General features: G+C 67.7%; 21 protein-coding genes and 2 pseudogenes. 8 read left to right on the top strand and 15 right to left on the bottom strand.

Annotated features, from left to right (window positions below; all coding sequences use genetic code 11):
* Positions 1 to 43 precede the first annotated feature (43 nt).
* The 4 genes from BJ964_RS32540 to BJ964_RS32525 are packed head-to-tail and all read left to right on the top strand — an operon-like array spanning position 44 to position 5,436.
* Positions 44 to 1,579: an acyl-CoA carboxylase subunit beta gene (locus BJ964_RS32540; RefSeq protein ID WP_188127304.1), complete on the top strand. Its 1,536-nt coding sequence runs from the start codon at positions 44 to 46 to the stop codon at positions 1,577 to 1,579.
* An 11-nt stretch (positions 1,580 to 1,590) separates the two neighbouring features.
* Positions 1,591 to 3,519, top strand: a complete 1,929-nt coding sequence (locus BJ964_RS32535) for an acetyl/propionyl/methylcrotonyl-CoA carboxylase subunit alpha (RefSeq protein ID WP_188124240.1) — start codon at positions 1,591 to 1,593, stop codon at positions 3,517 to 3,519.
* Positions 3,516 to 4,676: an acyl-CoA dehydrogenase family protein gene (locus BJ964_RS32530; protein ID WP_188124239.1), complete on the top strand. Its 1,161-nt coding sequence runs from the start codon at positions 3,516 to 3,518 to the stop codon at positions 4,674 to 4,676. The genes BJ964_RS32535 and BJ964_RS32530 overlap by 4 nt, the downstream gene beginning before the upstream one ends.
* Positions 4,677 to 4,689: 13 nt before the next feature.
* Entirely contained in the window at positions 4,690 to 5,436 is a 747-nt protein-coding gene (locus BJ964_RS32525) for an enoyl-CoA hydratase family protein (protein ID WP_188124238.1), read from the top strand.
* Between the two features lie 313 nt (positions 5,437 to 5,749).
* Here BJ964_RS32525 and BJ964_RS32520 read toward each other — a convergent pair whose 3' ends face one another.
* The 4 genes and pseudogenes from BJ964_RS32520 to BJ964_RS32505 form a co-directional block, all read right to left on the bottom strand.
* Complete coding sequence (locus BJ964_RS32520) at positions 5,750 to 6,172, bottom strand: hypothetical protein (RefSeq protein ID WP_188124237.1); 423 nt, start codon at positions 6,170 to 6,172, stop codon at positions 5,750 to 5,752.
* A gap of 570 nt (positions 6,173 to 6,742) precedes the next feature.
* On the bottom strand, positions 6,743 to 7,207 hold the full coding sequence (locus tag BJ964_RS32515) for a transposase (protein ID WP_188124236.1): 465 nt from the start codon (positions 7,205 to 7,207) through the stop codon (positions 6,743 to 6,745).
* 31 nt (positions 7,208 to 7,238) lie between these two features.
* Positions 7,239 to 7,394, bottom strand: a pseudogene (locus BJ964_RS49695) (IS256 family transposase); the annotation flags it as partial.
* A gap of 223 nt (positions 7,395 to 7,617) precedes the next feature.
* The gene (locus BJ964_RS32505; RefSeq protein WP_188124235.1) at positions 7,618 to 8,067 is read right to left on the bottom strand and encodes an STAS domain-containing protein; all 450 of its coding nucleotides are present in this window, start codon (positions 8,065 to 8,067) and stop codon (positions 7,618 to 7,620) included.
* Between the two features lie 1,203 nt (positions 8,068 to 9,270).
* Here BJ964_RS32505 and BJ964_RS32500 point away from each other — a divergent pair.
* A complete protein-coding gene (locus BJ964_RS32500) occupies positions 9,271 to 9,564 on the top strand; it encodes a hypothetical protein (protein ID WP_188124234.1) in 294 nt (97 codons plus the stop codon).
* Between the two features lie 114 nt (positions 9,565 to 9,678).
* Here the strand turns inward: BJ964_RS32500 and amaP are convergent, their stop codons facing one another.
* The 8 genes from amaP to BJ964_RS32460 form a co-directional block, all read right to left on the bottom strand.
* A complete protein-coding gene (gene amaP / locus BJ964_RS32495) occupies positions 9,679 to 10,272 on the bottom strand; it encodes an alkaline shock response membrane anchor protein AmaP (protein WP_188124233.1) in 594 nt (197 codons plus the stop codon).
* The gene (locus BJ964_RS32490) at positions 10,272 to 10,808 is read right to left on the bottom strand and encodes a DUF6286 domain-containing protein (protein ID WP_188124232.1); all 537 of its coding nucleotides are present in this window, start codon (positions 10,806 to 10,808) and stop codon (positions 10,272 to 10,274) included. The genes amaP and BJ964_RS32490 overlap by 1 nt, the downstream gene beginning before the upstream one ends.
* Before the next feature lie 6 nt (positions 10,809 to 10,814).
* On the bottom strand, positions 10,815 to 11,195 hold the full coding sequence (locus BJ964_RS32485; protein WP_188124231.1) for an Asp23/Gls24 family envelope stress response protein: 381 nt from the start codon (positions 11,193 to 11,195) through the stop codon (positions 10,815 to 10,817).
* On the bottom strand, positions 11,192 to 11,374 hold the full coding sequence (locus BJ964_RS32480) for a DUF2273 domain-containing protein (RefSeq protein WP_188124230.1): 183 nt from the start codon (positions 11,372 to 11,374) through the stop codon (positions 11,192 to 11,194). Before BJ964_RS32480 ends, BJ964_RS32485 begins: the two co-directional genes overlap by 4 nt.
* Before the next feature lie 46 nt (positions 11,375 to 11,420).
* Positions 11,421 to 11,666, bottom strand: coding sequence for a hypothetical protein (locus BJ964_RS32475; protein ID WP_188124229.1), 246 nt, complete (start codon positions 11,664 to 11,666; stop codon positions 11,421 to 11,423).
* Positions 11,666 to 12,070: an Asp23/Gls24 family envelope stress response protein gene (locus BJ964_RS32470; RefSeq protein WP_188124228.1), complete on the bottom strand. Its 405-nt coding sequence runs from the start codon at positions 12,068 to 12,070 to the stop codon at positions 11,666 to 11,668. Before BJ964_RS32470 ends, BJ964_RS32475 begins: the two co-directional genes overlap by 1 nt.
* Entirely contained in the window at positions 12,067 to 12,555 is a 489-nt protein-coding gene (locus BJ964_RS32465; protein WP_188124227.1) for an Asp23/Gls24 family envelope stress response protein, read from the bottom strand. Before BJ964_RS32465 ends, BJ964_RS32470 begins: the two co-directional genes overlap by 4 nt.
* 519 nt (positions 12,556 to 13,074) lie before the next feature.
* Positions 13,075 to 13,566 (bottom strand): TspO/MBR family protein, encoded by a 492-nt coding sequence (locus tag BJ964_RS32460; protein ID WP_188124226.1) that lies wholly within the window; start codon positions 13,564 to 13,566, stop codon positions 13,075 to 13,077.
* A gap of 481 nt (positions 13,567 to 14,047) precedes the next feature.
* Here BJ964_RS32460 and BJ964_RS47480 point away from each other — a divergent pair, with 481 nt between their 5' ends.
* On the top strand, positions 14,048 to 14,323 hold the full coding sequence (locus BJ964_RS47480) for a hypothetical protein (protein WP_203832891.1): 276 nt from the start codon (positions 14,048 to 14,050) through the stop codon (positions 14,321 to 14,323).
* An 18-nt stretch (positions 14,324 to 14,341) separates the two neighbouring features.
* Here the strand turns inward: BJ964_RS47480 and BJ964_RS32450 are convergent, their stop codons facing one another.
* Positions 14,342 to 14,665 (bottom strand): plasmid stabilization protein, encoded by a 324-nt coding sequence (locus tag BJ964_RS32450; protein WP_188124225.1) that lies wholly within the window; start codon positions 14,663 to 14,665, stop codon positions 14,342 to 14,344.
* 33 nt (positions 14,666 to 14,698) lie between these two features.
* Entirely contained in the window at positions 14,699 to 15,538 is an 840-nt protein-coding gene (locus BJ964_RS32445) for an SDR family oxidoreductase (protein ID WP_188124224.1), read from the bottom strand.
* 346 nt (positions 15,539 to 15,884) lie between these two features.
* Here BJ964_RS32445 and BJ964_RS32435 point away from each other — a divergent pair.
* Positions 15,885 to 16,770, top strand: a pseudogene (locus BJ964_RS32435) (IS5 family transposase).
* Positions 16,771 to 17,289: 519 nt separating this feature from the next.
* On the opposite strand, the gene BJ964_RS32430 reads toward BJ964_RS32435, so the two are convergent.
* Complete coding sequence (locus BJ964_RS32430; protein ID WP_188124223.1) at positions 17,290 to 18,096, bottom strand: SAM-dependent methyltransferase; 807 nt, start codon at positions 18,094 to 18,096, stop codon at positions 17,290 to 17,292.
* Positions 18,097 to 18,150: 54 nt separating this feature from the next.
* On the opposite strand from BJ964_RS32430, the gene BJ964_RS32425 reads away from it, so the two are divergent.
* On the top strand, positions 18,151 to 18,426 hold the full coding sequence (locus BJ964_RS32425) for a hypothetical protein (RefSeq protein ID WP_223196236.1): 276 nt from the start codon (positions 18,151 to 18,153) through the stop codon (positions 18,424 to 18,426).
* The last annotated feature ends 678 nt before the right edge of the window (positions 18,427 to 19,104 follow it).

The following is a 19,104-nucleotide window of genomic DNA, read 5'->3' as shown; positions in this document are numbered from 1 at the left end:
CGTCGATGCGACCTCGCCCGGCTACGCCGCCAATCGGGAGGTGATGCTGGAACGCGTCGCCGATCTCGCAGCGCAGCAGGCCGCAGCCCTGGCCGGAGGCGGCCCCAAGGCCGTCGAGCGGCATCACCGGCGCGGCAAGCTGACCGCCCGGGAGCGGATCGAACTGCTCATCGATCCGGACTCGCCGTTCCTCGAGCTCGGCGTCCTGGCCGGCTGGGGAACCGATTTCGCGGTCGGCGGCTCGGTGGTCACCGGTCTGGGTGTGATCGAGGGCGTGGAGTGCATGATCATCGCCCATGACCCCACGGTGAAGGGTGGCGCGTCCAACCCGGTGACCGTGCGCAAGATCTTCCGCGCCAACCAGATCGCCGGGCAGAACCGGCTGCCCACCATCACGCTTGTCGAGTCCGGCGGAGCGGACCTGCAAACCCAGAAGGACATCTTCATCCCGGGTGGCGCGGTGTTCCGTAACCTCACCGCCGCCAGCGCCGACCGCCGGCCCACGATCGCTCTGGTGTTCGGCAACTCCACGGCCGGTGGCGCCTACGTGCCGGGGATGAGCGACTACACGGTCATGGTCAAGGGTGGGGCCAAGGTCTTCCTCGGCGGGCCGCCGCTGGTCAAGATGGCCACCGGTGAGGAGTCCGACGACGAGTCGCTCGGCGGGGCGGAGATGCACGCGCGTACGTCCGGCCTGGCCGACTTTCTGGCCGTCGACGAGCTCGACGCGCTGCGGATCGGACGGTCCATCGTGCGCCGGCTCAACTGGCGCAAGGCCGGGTCCGCTCCGCAGACGAACTACGCCGAGCCGCAGCTGGACACCGAGGACCTGCTCGGCATCGTGCCGGCCGATCTGAAGGTCCCGTTCGATCCCCGTGAGGTCATCGGCCGCATCGTCGACGGCAGCGACTTCGATGAGTTCAAACCGCTGTACGGGCCGTCGCTGGTGACCGGCTGGGCGCAGTTGCACGGCTATCCGATCGGGATCCTCGCCAACGCGCAGGGAGTGCTGTTCAGCCAGGAGGCGCAGAAGGCCGCCCAGTTCATCCAGCTGGCCAACCAGAGCGATACACCGCTGCTGTTCCTGCACAACACCACCGGCTACATGGTCGGCGCCGAGTACGAGCAGGGCGGCATCATCAAACACGGCGCTCAGATGATCAACGCGGTGGCGAACTCGACCGTCCCGCATCTGTCGGTGGTGATGGGTGCCTCGTACGGGGCCGGCAACTACGGCATGAGCGGGCGCGCCTACGATCCGCGGTTCATGTTCAGCTGGACCGGCGCCAAGTCGGCGGTGATGGGACCAGCGCAGCTCGCCGGGGTCATCTCGATCGTCTCCCAGCAGGCGGCCGCGGCCCGTGGGCTGCCATTCGACGAACAGGGTGACGCCGCGATGCGCGCCATGGTCGAGAAACAGGTCGAGGAACAGTCCCTGGCCTACTTCACCTCCGGTCTGGGGTATGACGACGGGGTCATCGATCCCCGCGACACCCGCACGATTCTCGGAATCTGCCTCTCGGCGATTCACAGCGCGCCGGTGGCCGGCGCCCGTGGCTACGGCGTCTTCCGCCTGTGAAAGGGGATCTGATGATCCGCAGGATTCTGGTCGCCAACCGCGGAGAGATCGCACGCCGGGTGTTCCGTACCTGTCGCGCTCTCGGCATCGCGACCGTTGCCGTGCATTCCGACGCTGATGCCTCCGCCCCGTTCGTCGCCGACGCCGACACCGCGATCAGGCTGCCGGGCAGCGCGCCGGCCGACACCTACCTGCGCGGTGACCTGATCATCGAGGCGGCACGCGCGGCGGGCGCCGACGCCATCCATCCCGGCTACGGTTTCCTCTCCGAGAGCGCCGCCTTCGCCAGCGCCGTCGAGGCGGCCGGCCTCACCTGGATCGGCCCGAAGCCTGCGTCCATCGCGACGATGGGCAGCAAGGTCGACGCCAAACGAGTCATGGCCGCCGCCGGGGTGCCGGTTCTGGAGGTCGACCTCGCCACCGTCACCGCGGCGGACTTGCCGCTGCTGGTCAAGGCGTCGGCAGGCGGGGGTGGCCGGGGCATGCGGATCGTGGAATCACTCGACCTGCTTGCCGAACAGATCGCTGAGGCCGAGGCGGAGGCAGCGTCCGCGTTCGGCGACGGGACCGTCTTCGCCGAGCCGTACCTGCCGACGGCACGGCACGTCGAGGTGCAGGTCCTCGCCGACACGCACGGCACCGTCTGGGTGCTGGGCGACCGTGACTGCTCGATCCAGCGCCGCCATCAGAAGGTGGTCGAGGAGGCGCCCGCGCCCTATCTACCCGATCAGACCCGTACCGCGTTGCATGCCTTTGCCCGGGCCGCCGCGCAGGCGGCGGGATACCGCGGAGCGGGAACAGTCGAGTTCCTCGTCGACCAGGACCAGATCTTCTTCCTCGAGATGAACACCCGCCTGCAGGTCGAGCACCCGGTCACCGAATGCGTCACCGGCCTCGACCTGGTCGCTCTCCAGATCGCCGTCGCCGAGGGCAAGCCGCTGCCCGGCGAAGCTCCCGCGATCTCGGGTCACGCGATCGAAGTGCGGCTCTACGCCGAGGACCCGGCCGCCGGATTCGCTCCGCAGACCGGCCGCATCCGGATCTTCGACGTGCCGGAACATCCGGGCGTACGGGTCGACTCCGCGATCGAGGCCGGCAGTGACGTCGGCGTCCACTACGACGCCATGCTCGCCAAGATCATCGCCTGTGCCGACGATCGCGACACCGCGATCCGGATGCTCGGCGACACCCTGCGCCGCGCACGGTTGCACGGCATCACCACCAACCTCGACCTGCTGCGTGCCGTGCTCGCTGACAAGGAGTTCGTGGCCGGGCGGATGCACACCACCCTGCTCGACGAGCGCCTCGACCTGTGGACCGGCGGCGACGATCCGCGGCGGCTCGCCAAGGCCGCGATGGCGGCCGCCATCGGGCAGGCCACCCAGACCGCCGCGGCAGCGCCGGTGCTCACCCGGATCCCGCCTGCCTGGCGCAACGCCGCCAGCCAGCCCCGGCAGCGCACCTACCGGCGCGGCCAGCAGCAGTACGCCGTGACATACACGTCGATCGGCCACCGGCTGATGTCGGACTTCGTCACCGGTGTCGACGTCATCGACGCCCGCGGCAACCAGGTCGTGCTGAGCGACGGCCCGATCCGGGAAACCTACCGGGTCACCGTCGCGGGCACCGCGGTCGACGTCGACGGCCCGTCCGGGTCCGTCGGTTTCGAGCTGATCCCCACCTTCGTCGACCCGGCCGAAACGGTCGCCCACGGCTCGCTGCTCGCGCCGATGCCGGCGGCGATCACCGCGGTTGCCGTCGACGTGGGCGCCGTGGTCAGCAAGGGCGACCCCATCGTCGTGCTGGAAGCCATGAAAATGCAGCACACCGTCACCGCGCCGACCGACGGCACCGTCACCGCGCTCACCGCGAGCGTGGGCCGGCAGGTCGTCGCGGGCGCCGTGCTCGCCGTCATCTCGGTCGTCGAGGAGAACCGTTGAACAGTTTCGTCGAGTCTCAGGAACGGCGCGACCTGCGCGCTGCGGTCCACCAGCTCGGACGCAGGTACGGCGAGTCGTACTTCTACGCGGCCGCGGCCCGCGGCGCCAAGACCACCGAACTGTGGGACGAGGCCGCCAAAGCCGGTTACCTGGGCGTCTCGATCCCCGAGGAGTACGGCGGAGGAGGCGGCGACATCGGTGACCTCGCCGCTGTCGTGGAAGAGCTGGCGACCGCCGGCTGTCCCCTGCTGCTGCTGGTCGTCTCGCCGGCCATCGTCGGCACTATCATCGCCCGCTCCGGCACCGACGAGCAGAAACAGCGGTGGCTGCCGGGCCTGGCCACCGGTGAGGCCCGCTACGCCTTCGGCATCACCGAGCCGGATGCCGGCTCGAACTCGCACCAGATCATCACCCGGGCCCGCCGCGACGGCAGTGACTGGGTGCTGACCGGCCGTAAGACCTACATCAGCGGGGTGGACGAGGCCGGTCACGTCCTGGTGGTCGGGCGTACCGAGGACGCGCGTACCGGCAAGCTCAAACCCGCGCTCTTCATGGTGCCCACCGACGCGCACGGGTTCGTCCACCAGCCGATCGAGACCGGCCTGGTCTCCCCCGAGAAGCAGTTCAGCCTGTTCTTCGACGACGTCCGGCTGCCCGCCGACGCGCTCGTCGGCCGGGAGGACGCCGGCCTCGACCAGCTGTTCGCCGGCCTCAACCCGGAACGGATCATGGCGGCGTCGCAGGCCACCGGCACCGCCCGGTGGGCGCTGCGCAAAGCCGTCGACTACGCGAGAGAACGCGAGGTCTGGGGTGCCCCGATCGGCACGCACCAGGCGATCGCCCATCCGCTGGCCCAGATCCACGTCGAGATCGAGGCGGCGCGCCTGCTGACGCAGAAGGCCGCCGCACTCGACGCGGCGGGTGATCTGCAAGCGGCCGGGGAGGCGGCGAACATGGCCAAGTACGCCGCCGGTGAAGTGGCCTGCAAAGCGGTCGACCAGGCGATCCAAACCCACGGCGGCAACGGGCTGGCCGTCGAGTACGGCCTCGTTCAAGCCCTGGCCAACGTACGGCTGTCCCGGATCGCGCCGGTCAGCCGTGAGATGGCGCTCAACTTCATCGCCCAGTTCTCCCTCAAGCTTCCTCGCTCGTACTGATAGGGATCTCGCGATGTCCTCTTCGCTTGTCCATTCGAACGTCGCCGGTGGCGTTGTCACGGTCACGTTGGACAGCCCGCACAACCGCAACGCGCTGAGCAGGCAGTTGATGGCCGAGTTCAGCAGTAGCTTGGCTGCTGCCGAGCAGGATCCTGATGTGCGTGTCGTCCTGGTGCGGTCCAGCGGGCGGGTGTTTTGCGCGGGTGCCGATCTCGCCGAGGCGCGCCAGGGTCTGAGCAGTGACGGGCCGCGTGAGATCGTCCGTCTCCAGCGGCAGATCGCCACCTTGCCCAAGCCGGTGGTCGTCGAGTTGGCCGGCCCGGTTCGCGCCGGCGGCCTCGGTCTGGTCGGCGCGGCCGACATCGTGATCGCCGCGGACTCGGTCACGTTCGCGCTCACCGAAGTGCGGCTCGGGCTCGCCCCGTCTGCGATCTCGTTGAGTCTGCTGCCGCGCCTCGCACCGCGGGCGGCGGCCGACATCTTCCTGTCCGGCCGCACGTTCGGCGCCGCCGAGGCCGCCGCTATCGGCCTGGTCACCCGCTGCGTGCCGGACGACGAACTGGCGGCCGCGGTCGCCGAGGCCCTCACCGAACTGGTCAAGGGCAGCCCGCAGGGACTCGCAGAAACCAAACGGCTGCTCACCAGCGACCTGGTCAGCCGCATCGACCGGGACGGGGAGCAGGCCGCGCAGCGCTCGGCCGCGCTGTTCGCCAGCCCGGAGGCTCAGCGGGCGATGCAGGCATTCCTGGACCGGCGGTGAACGCGGCTGCCCGTTTTGCCAAAGTGGAGTCCCTGATAGTGGTGTAACGCGGTTGGCGTGATCGTCGGACAGCCTGTCCGGCATAGAGCGCGGCCATCGCGTGATCTTTCGAGCGAACGTCTCACGGAACTCTCGAAAGGGAATCATCACGATGGCCGCACCACACATCATCGACCCTGCCGGCCTGCTCGGCCAAGCGCTGACCGACGCGTCACCCGACCTGATGCGGCACCTGCTGACCTCCGTCATCAACAGTCTGCTCTGAGTCGAAAATGGTCCTCAGCCGACGGGACTGTACGAATAACGGTGTGCGTCAGTGGTGCACTCGGAAATGGATTCGCTGCTCCAGGTAGTCGATGTCGTACAGGACGATGTACTCGGTGCCGTCAGGGACGTTGCGGGCCAGGACGGTGCGTTGCCGGCCGCACGCCGTGACCGGTTCGGTGTAAGTGAGGCTGCCGTCGACCGGCGGGTAGAACCCGACGAGGAAGGTCTGGCAGCGGTCGGACGGGTTGGCCGGGTCTACGATGTGGGACACGCTGATGGTGCGGCAGCGGGAGTCCGGCACGGTGAGGACCTCGGTGCCGACGCGCCCGCCCTCGTAGAAGCCGGCCTCGGGTTGCACCGAGGCGCACTTGCGGTTCCCGTGGTGGCCGGAGGCGGAGGCTGCTGCGGGTATCAGGGCGGTGGATAAAACCGTGGCCAGAATGGCCAGTAGGTAGGTCAGGCGTCTCATGGTGGGAATCTCCGTTCATGACGTGGAGGCGCGGCCGGACGGCCGGGTCAGGTGGTGGGTAGGTCCGACCCTTCCGTCGCCTCGAGACGCGCATCCACGCGCACCGGGTAGGCGGTCGTTACGGTCATGATCGTTGGACCTCCAACGGATCGGCTGTCGCCCTGATCCTTCGGGCACGGAAGCGCCCGACCGGATCAAACGGCTGATGTGCCAGCTCCGTCCGAAGCCTGTGTGGCGAGGGCTGATGCCCACGACCCGCCGCATCTCGTCGTCGAGACGACATACAGGTGGGGGTTGGTTGCCACCGCTCGACCCTCAGACGCGGCAGTGCCGCGTCTGGCTACCGAGGTCTGGGGCAGCGCGCCCGATGAGCGCCGGCCGGCTAGTCAGCTGACGAACCGATCCGCCCTCGACGGTACGCGCGATCTGCATGCATGGTTCGCCGCGTGCCGTCAGCTATTCCCGGATCCCGCGTAACCGCGCGATCCGGCTCGTAGGCGCGGGGATGCTCCACACCCGTCTCGCAGACGGGCATCGAGCTTGCGACGAAACCTTTCTCGCCCACAGCTGCTACCCACCCTTCGAACCAGCCAGCAGCTCACTCAAGAACGAACGCACCCAGTCGCCTTTGCGGGTCGTGCCGCCGTAGTGCTTGCCGGCGGATTCGTGGTTGCCGGGACACATCCCCGCCCAGGACGCCAGATGACCTGCGGTCGGGAAGCGGGCCATGTCCGTGCCGATCTCAGCGAGGATCACCTGAGCTTGACGGGTGCCGATCGCCGGGATGCTGCTCAGCCGGGTAACTGCGGGTTGCAGCGGCTGGAGCCCTTCGTCGATCCGTTTGGTTGACGCGTCGATTGTCGCGGCGATGCCATCAATACGGTCGATCACCATGCGGCAGAGAAAGGCGTGATGGTCGGTGAACCGGCCGACCAGAGCGTCACGCAGGGCTGGAATCTTCGCTCGCATCCGGGCACGGGCGAGTTCGGCGAGGACCTGCGGGTCGCGTTCCCCGGCGATCAGTGCTTCGATCATCGCCCGGCCGCAAACACCGAGAGTGTGGGTTGTCGTGCTTGTCGAAACCGACGTGATCGGTGATCTCACCCCCGAGAGCGGACTCCAAGAGCCGCTTGGTGAGCTGCTACAACAGCCCGCCCTCACCGGTCAGCTTCAGGTCGTTGCCACGAGCCCGGTCGACCAGCATCGCGACGAGCTGATCATCCGAGATCTCCGCCGCCGGCCCACCGGCCGCGTCCGTAGTAGGCACGGGCTCTTCGGTCGTCATCTGAGCGTCTCCCTAGAAATCGAGATCCGCCGATATTTTTACAGTTCCGCCTGAACTCGCGGATCGTTTTCAGTACCAGGGAATGTCGAGGATGCCTGGACGCGTACATGCCTCCCGGTCGCGGTTGGTGGACAGGCCGGCGAGGTACCGAGGGATTCGGTCAGACGCAGGCCAGGAGGTCGACCGACTGGGTCACGTTCCTGGCGGTGGGTCCGATCGGGGATCCAGGTGCGGAGCTGGTCGCTACGGGCAGTGTCTGATCGAACCGGGCCGTGAGGATTTCGAGTAGTCCGGTCAGGTCGAGGACTCGACGGATGATGGGTTGTGGGTTCGTGATCCGCAGTTGGCATCCCGTGCGGGCGGCGGCTTTGCCCGCGGCGACGAGAACGGTGAGTCCGCCACAGTCCATGAAGGTGACCTTGGCGAGGTCAACTTCGATTCGCTCAGGAAGCTGCGCAGACAACACGGCGAGCAGCCCGGCGTGCAGTACGTCGGAGGTCGACAGGTCGATCTCTCCGGCCACGGCGACCCGGACGAGGCCCGGCATGACGTTGCTGGTGTCGATGCGCAACTGCGCCGACGGGGTCTGCGGCGAATAGATGGTGAGCATGGTTCCTCCAGCCCAACGACTTTGTCCAGACAGGGAATGCGAGGGCGGGCAGGGTCTGGACCCGTGGCCGGGGAGGCAACAGACCCGAAGGTGACGGGCGTTGCGGGCTCGACAAGGTGCGCACGTCGATGCGATAGCACCCCGCACATTACTCGCCATGAACACATTTGGGGATCTCGCGGTACCACGATCAGAGCGCCACCTCTTGGACGGGCAGCTACCCAACCCCGGTCTGACCAGGAGGTCCCACGGTGCCGGTACCGCCCAGCACAAGCGTGGCGGTGCCCCGGGCAAATCCCCCCGCCCGGGGCACCACTACCCCCCGAACCCCCGGAAACGAACTGATGAAACGCGGACCGACATGGGTGTGTTCAGCAGCTGCGAGACCTGCATCTGCGACACGCCGATCCGCTCGGCGATCTGCGCCCGGGTCATGAACAGCAACCGGATGGCGGGCTGCGAGTTCCATCTTGCGGAGCGACGGCGGCGACGATGTTGACACCAGGCCGCAGCCGGCAGGCAGATAACGATCAACGATCGTGTGGGCCAGCTCATGGTCGACCCTCCGATGGCTGCGAGTCCGTAACACCTACAGGACGACGCCACCGGGGACCGGAGTGACGTGCTCACCCTACGCCCTAACCACCCCGGCCGCACACCATTCGCAAACCTCGATCAAATGACGTCCCGGGCCTACGCGAAAACCGCGGCGCGTTTGGCCGGCGTCCGCGTCGGGCGCCACCCGGATCGGGCAGATCCCGTTGAGGAGCGTCGCAGGTATCGACAGTCAGGCCGCCCGATCTTGCGCGGGACTGACGCGGAACGGGTTCGTGAACTCGCCGCCGCAACCCTGCCGGCCGTGGTGGCCTGCTGGATGTCGGCATGGAACGGAGGTGGGCGATCATCACTCGTTCGTGGCGCCCCTATGGTGAATGTCGGTGTTGTCGTAGCGTTTCGGTGGCGCGAGACCCATGCTTGCGGCTGTCGTCCCAGACCCGGCGGCGCACGTCTTCACGTCGCCCCCCGGGAGTTCGGGTGTCAGCATCGACTCATCGCAGTCCTCTCTGTCTGGCATGCCCTCTGCGTGGATCCGCGTCATCCAGCCCGCGCGACGGCCCGGCGCAACTACGGTGGCTGATTCGCCGGATCTCCGACGACGATCGCGGTGCTTTCGCCGAGTTGTTCGACCAATGCTCGGGCCTGGTGTTGCCCGGTCTGCGTGGCCAGGTGTCGGACCAGCATCGGGTCGCGGGCATTCTCGCGGGCACCTTCATCGAGGTGTGGTGGCTCGCCGGATGCCATGTCGATCCGGACACCGATGTCATGGCGTGGATCGACGAGATCGTCCAGCGACGCGTCGCGGACAGCCGGCCAGCCGGCCCGTCGGCGGCGAACCCCACCTCACCCGGCTGGGGCGTACTCGGCGCGCTGTGGGCGCACAACATCGAGGTCGAGCTCGCCGGGTTACTCAGACGACGCCACTCCCCACCCCAGTAGGGGCCCTCGCGGACAGAAACCATGCTGATGACCTTGAAGCGGCCACCACAAAATCCGAATGTCGGTCCACGGCATCCTGCCGAGAAGGAGCCGATGCCACCACCGAGCAGGTACTCAAGGGAGCTGATAGGCCCGGTCGACCCGCCCTGCCGGGCGGCGGCTGACGGTGATGTCCAATGCAGCCGGAAGGTCGGGGCGGCCGAGGGCTTGTCGCGCGTGGGTGAGGGCGCCGATCTCGATGCGCTGGCTCAACGCTCCGATGTCGGCTGACTGATCGACGGTGACGTTGACGGCAAGCTCGGGTTCCTCGGGCGTACCGAGCAGCCTGCTGTTTGCCGCCCGGACGCCACGGTAGGCCTCGATCTCCGCGTCAATGGCGTGGTTGACGGCCCCGCTGGTCAGGGTGGTCGCGCCGGCGGTGGGGTCCGTTGCGAGTCTGACCCCGTGGATTCGGTCCGTGGAGAAGAGGACGGCGAGCAGCCACCATCCGCCCAACAGCGCCATGACCACACCGGTGGCCGCTACGGCCGGCCACCACCACGTGCTGTTTTCGGCCGCGAAGCGGATCACCGTGGAGTCGAGTACCGGGCTGTCGGGCAGGTCGGCGCCGAGGCGGCCGCCGCCGGCCAGCAGGCTAGCAACGCCGGCGGCCGTGAGAGTGAGGCCGATGAGTCCCAGAAGGACACGACTGGCGCGGTCGGCGTGCATCAGCGTGCCCTCGCCGACAGACGTACCGCCAGGGTGGGCCTTCTGCGCAGCGGCAATGCGTCCAGGCGCTGCTGGGCCATGCGGGTCACCGCTTCGCGCCTGAGCGCCACGTCCGCCGTGCGCCCACCGTACGTACGAGCGGAGACTTTGATCTTCTTTCGTTTGACGACCACGTGTGCGTTGTGTACGCCCTCGACGCGGCTCACCGCGGCGGCCAACGAGTGGGCCACCCCCCGGCGGGTGACAGCGACGTCCGTGGCGGGGTGACCGACCGCGAGCGCGAGCCGGCCGAACCGGCGAGGTTTGAGCTGCGCCCACAACAGCGCAAGGCCGACGAGGAGAAGCATGACGCTGATGAGGCGTACGGGGGTCGCGCTCCAGGTGGTGCGACGCGCCCACGCGTAGACGGCCGGCCAGTCGAACACCACCGGGTCGGCGCCGGTCCAGTGCGCCACGACCTCGACGACCAGGATCACCCCGCCGACGGCGAGCGCGAGAGCGAACAGCGCGGCCAGCAGGCGGTTGGTGATTCGCATGGCGGCTTACCGGACTCTCGGCCCGGGCTGGTCGGCAACCAGGCCGGTGACCGCGATGTCGACCTCCGCGACGGTCAGGCCGGTCCACGCGCCCAACCTGTTCTGCAGCCGTTCCCGCAGGTCGGTGGTGACCTGCGGCACGGATGCAGGCCACCGCACGCTGATCGCGAGGTCGACGAAGACACGGTCACCGTCGACCTCCGCGGACACCTTCGGCAGTGAAGTCAGACTGGTCTGCCGGGCGCCGAGTTGACGCCCGCCAGGCACGGTGCGACCCAGGAGGCCGGCCGTCCCGCCCACGTCGGGGTCCTCAGACGCGAGCTGGGCCGCCAGCTTCGCCACGGCGGCAGCGCTGATCTGCACCGTCCCGGGAACGGTCGCGGTCACCGGGTGCTCCGCCGTCCGGATATGTACGGCATCAGGTCCAACTCACCGCTGAGAGCCTTGGCCACACCACCGCCGAGAACCATGAACAACGCCACCACGAGCATCTGCCCGAAGCTGCCGAAGGCCAGGGCCATGCCCAGCGCGAGGCCCACAGCGGTACCGAAGATCGTACGAGTCATGTCAGCTCACTGTCCCGTCCATCCACAACGACCAGTCCCGAATCAGTCAATGCACCCGCGGCCGGGCCGGGCAACGCCAGCCGCGCCACGCGTGCCTCAGCCGGGACCACAGCGACCGGCGCGCCACCACCACCACGCGTACCCCCCGGTCACCACGTGCCTGTGCCCGCTCCAGCGGCTCCATGCGGTCGTATCTGGCCAGACCCGCGATGAACTCGGTCCCGTCACCGCCCCGGTCAGGGTGGTGGTTACGGATGAACTCGCGGCGCTCCCGCGCCCAACCGTCGTCCATCAAAGCCCTCTCGACCGTGGTTGCGCGCGGCTGACACCCCTCTGCGGCTTCGTCTCCGGGCCTGAGTTCGCCGCCGCGGTCGGCAGGGCCGGCGGGTCGCTCACGTCGGCGATCGTCACGTCGATCCGTCGGCCGGGAGCCAGACCCGCGACGGCCCCGCGGATTTCGTACGCGACTGTTGCCGCCGGGACGTTCCAGCGGGAGCGCACCCGCAACAGCACGGCCTCCCGGTCGATCCGCACGCCCGGCAGCCGGCGACCCGGCAAGTAGGTGGCGATATCGCCGAGCGGATCCCCACAGAGATCCTCGACGTCCGGACAGCCCCGCGTAGCCGACACCACCGCGTCGGCGTCGACACCGTCGATCAGCGCGTCCTCCAGGCGGGTCGCGGCGGCCACGGTCATGAGACCCGTGTCTGCTCAGGCTCGTCGCCGGTGTCGGGCAGGTTCACATCGTCCACGTTGACGTTGACCTCGACGACCTCGAGACCCGTCATCCGCTCGATCGAAGTCTTGACGTTGCGCTGGATGCTGCGACCCAGCTCCACGACGCTGACGCCGTACTCCACCACGATGTCCAAGTCGATGGCCGCCTGCGTCTCACCGACCTCAACGCCGACACCCTGCGCAACGTTCGGGCCCGAGCTTCCCGGTATCCGTTCGCGAATGGCACCGAACGCCCGGGATCCGCCCGTACCCATGGAATGCACCCCGGACATCTCGCGACAGGCCATGCCCGCAATCTTCTGGACCACACCCTGCGCGACGCTGATCTTGCCCTCGTCGTTGTTGAGCTTGTTCCGGGCGGCCACCGCCTTCTCCGAGCCCGCCTTGTAGTCCTTGCCCGCCTGTTGGCTAGCGGGATCAGCCCTGGTGGTTTGGGTCGTCATGTCGCTGCGCTCCTCACTGTGCCCAGCGCGGCACTGAGCCGTGCTCACCTTCCAGTCTGACAAGATGCTGCCTGAAATGACCCGGATTTGCCTCAAACTGAGCCCCTGAAGCCGCGACCTGCGGTACCTGGGCACGGTCGGCCTCGAATTGCTTCGCGATGAGAACGTCATGGTCAGCGCGGCAGTGAAGCCACGGCCACCGGCCCGCATGGCACAGGCGCGTTCGACGTACTCGCGGAATCCGCGTAACGGATCCGGGCCGGCGAGCACCCGCCGAAGGACGCTGGCCGAGATGCGACTCAGCCATGAGGATTCAACCGAGAGACAACGGTCGCCGGCAAGATCAACGAGATCTAGGCGAAACCGTACGCTCGTACCGGAAAAAGACGTGTTTTAGTACATCCACGCACGAATTAATATCGACAAACACAAAAAGCCAGCTCCCCGCCGCACGGCGCCTTCGTGATCGCACCGTCGGCACTGAGCTCTTCGCGACGACAAGTCCAAGCGCTGTACGGGTCAGTTGGCGTGCCAGATCACCGCGTTCAGGGCGGTCGCATAGGTCACCCAGCCCCAGTACGGCAGCAGCAGGCCGGCCGCCAGGCTTGAGATCGGACGGAAGAGCAGCACCGTCACCCCGATCGCCACCCACAGCGCCCCGATGTCGATCAAGGCCAGCCCGTACTCGCCGAAGCCGAAGAAGATGGGTGTCCAGAGCGCGTTCAGTACCAACTGGATCGCGTACGCGGTGAGCGCTGGCGCCCAGCCCGACCGGCGCCACACCAGCCAGCCCGCGACGGCGATCATCGCATACAGAATCGTCCAGACTGGGCCGAACAGCCACGATGGCGGGGCCCACGACGGCTGGTCGAGGGTTTGGTACTCGGCCGCCGTGCCGGACACGCCCAAGCCGCCGATCAGCGCGGCGGCCGCCACCGCGGCGGCGAACGCCAGCAGGCTCCACAGGGACCCGTGCGAGGGACCGGAACGGTCGGCGGCATGGCTGCTCACGACCGCGAATTACCCGCCCGCGACCGCGATCATGCGGTGCGCCGGTAGACCATCACCTGCCACGGCTCCGGCTCGACGCCGCTCGACGCTGGTGAGCCCGGCTCCGTGGACGGGTGACCCGTTTGTTCACTCAAAGCCCGGGTACGCCGGATGTCGTTGCCCGCTTCACCGGGAGGAACCATGTCCACGCGGTCTCGGTGTCGGCCTTGCCGGCGGTGGCTCCTTCGAACCAGAGTTCGAACGTGCTAGGACCGGGCGAGGGCGTCGCGGCCGCGCTCGTTCATCGCGGCGACGCTCCTCGATCCTTTGTCGCGGGTCTTGAGCTGGATGACAGGCCCGAGGCGGAGACTCCGAGGTCCTCCCGGTGCCCGCCGACAACAGATACGGGAGACCGAGATCCCCCACGACAAAGTCGCCGGCCCATCCACCAGGAGTAGTGGGTGGACCGGCGTTCGCCGTGGTCGGGAGCTAGAGTTTGCCGGTGCCCGCGCCGGCGGTCACGGTGGCCTTACGGTGCTCGTCACACCGTGGTCAGGCCGCGATCGACCGCCTCACGGCACGGTTCCCGAACGCGGTCATGGTCCACACCCCGATCCACGCCTCGTGGACCAACCAGATCGAGATCTCGTGGTGTGCGGCGGCCAGGGTTCCAGGTCTGCCGACGCCCCGGCCACGCATCCGCCTTCTGCGGCAACGGGGCTCGTCGCAGTCGAAGCCGGTGGGCAGCGCGCACGCAGCCACCGGCGTCGAAGGCTGATCGGCCCCGCCGCCGCGTTCAGCGGGCCAGTGCGTGTTGGAGCTGGGCTTTGGTCATCGTCGACCGGCCGGTGATGTGACGCTTCTTGGCCTCGTTGTAAAGCTGTTCCTTGGTCGGGCCCTGCGCACCGGTGTGCGAGCGTTTCCCGCCCCGATGACCGGACGACACGTCCTGCAGCGAGCTACGGCTCGCCGTCTTGGACTCGCCCGCTCGGGCGCGTTCCTTGTTGACGGTACGGGCGGCGATCTCTTTCGCCCGCTTGGGCGGCTCGCCACGTTTCTCGGCGCTGTCCTTGATGTGCTCGTACTGGCGTTCCCTCTTCGGGCTGGATCCCGCGGGCATCGTGGCCTCCAATAATGAGCTGCTGAACCGGGGTCAGAGAATGGGTCGCCCGCCGGTGACCGCGATGACCGACCCGGACATGTAGCTCGCCTCGTCCGAAGCGAGCAGCACGAAAACGGGAGCGACCTCACGGGGCTCACCCGGACGACCGAGCGGGGTGTTCTTGCCGAACTCGGCGACCTGCTCGGGTGGCATCGTCGAGGGGATCAGCGGCGTCCAGATCGGGCCGGGCGCCACCGCGTTCACCCGGATGCCCCGGTCGCCGAGCAACTGGGCCAGGCCGGCGGTGAAGTTCGCGATCGCTCCCTTGGTGGTCGCGTACGGCAGCAGCGTCGGCTTCGGCTGGTCGTAGTTGACCGAGCTGGTGTTGATGATCGACGCTCCCCCGCCCAGGTGCGGCAGGGCGGCCTGGACCAACCGGAACATCGCGGTGATGTTGACGTCGAACGTGCCGACCCACTCCTCGTCCGGGATCTCCTCGACCGAGTGGTAGGTCATCTGGTGCGCGGCGTTGTTGACCAACACGTCCAGGCCGCCGAGGGTCTGCACGGTCTGGTCGACGACTTCGCGGCACCGCTCGCGGCGGGCCAGGTCGCCGGGCAACAGGACCGCCCGCCGGCCGGCCTTCAAGACCAGCGACGCGGTCTCCTTGGCGTCGTCGTCCTCGTTCAGATAGGAGATCGCGACGTCCGCGCCCTCGCGCGCGAACGCGATGGCGACCGCCCGGCCGATCCCGCTGTCACCCCCGGTGATCAGCGCCCGCTTACCGTTGAGGCGCTTGGAACCCCGATAGCTCTCCTCACCGTGATCCGGTTTGCGGCGCATCGCGGTCGTGCTGCCGGGCGGCCGCTGCTGCGGTTCGTTGTCGACCATCGGAAAGCTCCTCGGCACGGGGTTGGCGTCCGGACACCGTCTCCGGGTTCCCCACTACGGGAAGCTGAAACGAGCACGTCAGGTCGGTGGTCGGCGGAGGGCACGCTGGTTTCGACGCGATCGTTCTCGCCGACGGGCGGGTGGCGCTGGTGGTCGGGGACGTCGTCGGGCACGTACTGGCCGCCGCGGCGACGATGAGGCAGTCCGCCACGCGGTAATCGAACTAGGGCGTGCATCGAAGTCGATGGTTCAGGTGAGATCACGGGCGTGTCGGTGATCGATAAATAGCGAGGTCTCCGGTAGACGGCTTAACGACCAAGAAAAACCGGAGACCACCGGAGACCTCGTGACCACCCTGGCGGTGACGAGGCGGTACGACCTGACCGACGTTCAATGGGCGGCCCTGGAGCCGTTGCTGCCCGTGCCACGTCGTCCGGGACGTCCGCCGATCTGGACGAAACGGCAGCTCATCGACGGGATCCGTGGCGAATCCGGGCCGGCACCCCCTGGCGTGACATCCCGGACTGTTACGACTCCTGGGCGGCCGCGTATGCGCTGTATCGCCGATGACAACGCGACGGGACGTGGCCGAGGATCCTGACCGCCTTGCAGGCAGCGGCAGACGAGGCCGGCCGGATCGTGTGGGACGTGTCGATCGACTCGACGGTGGCCCGAGCGCATCAGCATGCCGCTGGTACGCGTAGGGGGATCTTCAAGTCGAGCCGCCGGGCGGCGTCGCGGTCGAGCCGGCCGATCATGCTCTGGGTCGTTCCCGGGGCGGGTTGACCACGAAACTGCATCTGAGCTGCGAGCAAGGACAGAAGCCGCTGTCGATCGTGCTGACCGCGGGCCAGCGCGGTGACAGCCCGCAGTTCATCACGGTGCTGGAGGGCATCCGGGTGCCCCGGCCGGTCGGCCGGCCGCGGACCCGGCCGGACCGGGTCTTGGCGGACAAGGCGTACACCTCTCGCGCGAACCGGCGTTACCTACGGCGGCGTGGGATCAAGGCGACCATCCCGAGCAAGGCCGACCAGGACGCGAACCGGCGCAAGCTCGGGTCGAAGGGCGGCCGGCCACCGGCCTTCGACCCCGAGATCTACAAGCAACGCCACGCCGTCGAGTGCGGAATCAACCGCCTCAAACGCCACCAGGCCGTCGCGACCCGGTTTGAGAAACTCGCCGTGCGTTACGCGGCCACCGTGACCATCGTCGCGATCAACGAGTGGCTATGACTTTGATACACGCCCTAATGCGCGGCGATCACTCACCGGCCAGCAGCCCGAGTCCGCGGCCGGTGCCGGCCGCGGAACCCGGGATGTCCGGCCATCCTCGAAGACGTCCTCGTGGTAGATCCGATCTGCCCAGTAGTCCGCAGTCTGGTGGAAGACCAAGTCGGTCGGGGCTTCCAGGTTCTGCCCACGCCAGTGGTAGTTGATCCTGGCGATCGCCTCCGCCGGCGTGACATGAAATCTCGCCACCATGTCATCCGCGATGTCACGAAGAAGCTCCGCCCCTTCGGCAGACACCGGGATGAGGAACCCAGATGCCTCACTCATGGCTGTCGCCCTCGATTCAGCATGGAAGCCGGGCCGCTGCTCTTGTCCCCGAAGAGGACGACCTGATTTCCATCCGGTGCACCCTTTTCAACCTGGCATCGGGCCAGAAGCCACGCGCCCACGACCGGTGTCGGGAGCTGCCGCCTCGCCACCTTGCAGTAGGTTCATCATTGAACTCAACGGCGAGCCGCCGAGTCAGCGTTTCCGTGCCACGCCACCGGCCATGAGGCGTTCGGCCACGGACAGGTCGTGACTGATCGGAGTCTCCGGCCGCCATTCCGGCAAGGACACCAGGCCAGGATCGACCATCTCGAGGTCGCCGAAGAATCCTTGAAGTTCCTGCAGCGTACGGAATCGTCCGGTGCCCAGGACGCGCAGGTAGGTCGCCTCAAGCGCGGCAGCTTCGGGGAAGGACGCGCAGAAGCTGGTCATGAACATATAGCTGCCGCCAGGCACGGCGTCCATGTACGCCTTAGCGACGCCCCGCGGGTCCTCGCTGTCGTGCAGGTGATGCAGGATGCCGACGAGGAGGACGCCGACCGGCTGGGAGAAGTCGATGAGGCGCCGCACCTCGGGATGGGTGATCACCGTGTCGGGGTGGCGCAGATCGGCCGTGACCACCGTGGTGTTCTCGTTCTCGACCAGCAGTGACCGACCATGGGCCAGCACGATCGGATCGTTGTCGACATAGACGACGCGGGCGTCGGGAGCCGACCGCTGGGCCACCTGATGGGTGTTCTCCTGCGTCGGCAGCCCGGAGCCCAGATCGATGAACTGCCGGATACCCGCCTCCTCGACCAGGTAGCGCACGCCTCGGCTGAGGATCTGCCGGTTGTAGGCCGCTACCTCGGGAAGCTCCGGCACGATCTTGAGCATTTCGCCGACCACCGCCCGGTCGATCGCGTAGTTGTCCCTGCCCCCGAGAACGACATCGTAGGCTCGCGCGATGCTGGGCTTCGTGGGGTCGACACCGGCAGGGGCCGGCCGGTCCTGCTGTGCCATCAGTCCTCCACTTGAATCGGCTCACCTGGCCACGATCCGGTCCATTATGGAGTATTGTCAGCCAGATTGCTTACCGGCGGCGGATCCGGGCTCGACGGGATGGTCGGTGCGATCGCTCTGGGCGCGACGCGATCCTCGGCCCGGAGTACCGGTCGAGCCAGATTCCCGACCTCGTCGACGCGCCGGTGCCGGCGCTGGCCTGGCATCTCCGAGGGCGAGGCCGAGGGCCTGCGGCAGGCGTTCGGCATCGAGACCATCGGCGACCTCGCCGACAACCCGTTCGTTCGCGCGGCCGTCGCCATCCGGGAGATGGCGAAGATCGCCTATTAGCGCAGGCACGCCCCCGCCCCCGCCGCCGTCGCCGAGTCGGCGGCGACGGTCCGCGATGACCCACGTAAATCACCCTCGGTCACATCGTTGCCGCTTCTGCGTGATTAGTGAACGTTCCCGCGACCGCGCCGGCAACCTCTCGGAATAGCAGGAGACGCGACCTTCGATCGAGCCGCCGTCGAGCATTCGAGAATGCGTAGCCCAAGAATGTTTCGGGGGGCCGCTTAAAGCGTGGTAACGGCGAATGTCTTACGTAACGACGGTCACAGGGTGTGACACCCGGGGCTACGGGCGGCTGGCGCCGCCGCGGACATGACGGCCGTCACGCGCGGCCGTCCACTGTCGATTTCCGCGAAACGGTCAGGCCGAACCGCGCCGACACAGACGGCATCGAACGGCCGAGGCGCCACCATCAGGGCAATCTGGACATAGCGGAAGGGTGCCGCGACACCCTGGAAAGATATTGATCAACTACGCTGCACCGGAACCCGTAGCCACGCTGCGTATATAGCTACTCGCCGGTCACGTGTCAGTGATCACGTTCAAGGCTCAAATTTATGGCTCGACGGCCTCCGTGTGGAACTGTCAGGAAACATTCAGCAACCCAACCGCAATGGCGCTATTGAAGAGCGCCATTTGCCGGCAGTGAATACGGTTCGCTTTAGCGGCGATCCGTAA

Origin of the sequence: Actinoplanes lobatus, assembly GCF_014205215.1 — a bacterium.
Lineage (GTDB): Bacteria > Actinomycetota > Actinomycetes > Mycobacteriales > Micromonosporaceae > Actinoplanes > Actinoplanes lobatus.
This window is presented reverse-complemented; position numbering and strand designations above follow the sequence as displayed.

What these genes read in the sequence shown, in the direction of transcription:
- BJ964_RS32540 (WP_188127304.1), top strand. Translation starts at nt 44, where the DNA reads ATGCTGGAACGCGTCGCCGATCTCGCAGCGCAGCAGGCCGCAGCCCTG.
- BJ964_RS32535 (WP_188124240.1), top strand. Translation starts at nt 1,591, where the DNA reads ATGATCCGCAGGATTCTGGTCGCCAACCGCGGAGAGATCGCACGCCGG.
- BJ964_RS32525 (WP_188124238.1), top strand. Translation starts at nt 4,690, where the DNA reads ATGTCCTCTTCGCTTGTCCATTCGAACGTCGCCGGTGGCGTTGTCACG.
- BJ964_RS32520 (WP_188124237.1), bottom strand. Translation starts at nt 6,172, where the DNA reads ATGAGACGCCTGACCTACCTACTGGCCATTCTGGCCACGGTTTTATCC.
- BJ964_RS32515 (WP_188124236.1), bottom strand. Translation starts at nt 7,207, where the DNA reads ATGATCGAAGCACTGATCGCCGGGGAACGCGACCCGCAGGTCCTCGCC.
- BJ964_RS32505 (WP_188124235.1), bottom strand. Translation starts at nt 8,067, where the DNA reads ATGCTCACCATCTATTCGCCGCAGACCCCGTCGGCGCAGTTGCGCATC.
- amaP (WP_188124233.1), bottom strand. Translation starts at nt 10,272, where the DNA reads ATGCACGCCGACCGCGCCAGTCGTGTCCTTCTGGGACTCATCGGCCTC.
- BJ964_RS32490 (WP_188124232.1), bottom strand. Translation starts at nt 10,808, where the DNA reads ATGCGAATCACCAACCGCCTGCTGGCCGCGCTGTTCGCTCTCGCGCTC.
- BJ964_RS32480 (WP_188124230.1), bottom strand. Translation starts at nt 11,374, where the DNA reads ATGACTCGTACGATCTTCGGTACCGCTGTGGGCCTCGCGCTGGGCATG.
- BJ964_RS32475 (WP_188124229.1), bottom strand. Translation starts at nt 11,666, where the DNA reads ATGGACGACGGTTGGGCGCGGGAGCGCCGCGAGTTCATCCGTAACCAC.
- BJ964_RS32470 (WP_188124228.1), bottom strand. Translation starts at nt 12,070, where the DNA reads ATGACCGTGGCCGCCGCGACCCGCCTGGAGGACGCGCTGATCGACGGT.
- BJ964_RS32465 (WP_188124227.1), bottom strand. Translation starts at nt 12,555, where the DNA reads ATGACGACCCAAACCACCAGGGCTGATCCCGCTAGCCAACAGGCGGGC.
- BJ964_RS32450 (WP_188124225.1), bottom strand. Translation starts at nt 14,665, where the DNA reads ATGCCCGCGGGATCCAGCCCGAAGAGGGAACGCCAGTACGAGCACATC.
- BJ964_RS32445 (WP_188124224.1), bottom strand. Translation starts at nt 15,538, where the DNA reads ATGGTCGACAACGAACCGCAGCAGCGGCCGCCCGGCAGCACGACCGCG.
- BJ964_RS32430 (WP_188124223.1), bottom strand. Translation starts at nt 18,096, where the DNA reads ATGGCACAGCAGGACCGGCCGGCCCCTGCCGGTGTCGACCCCACGAAG.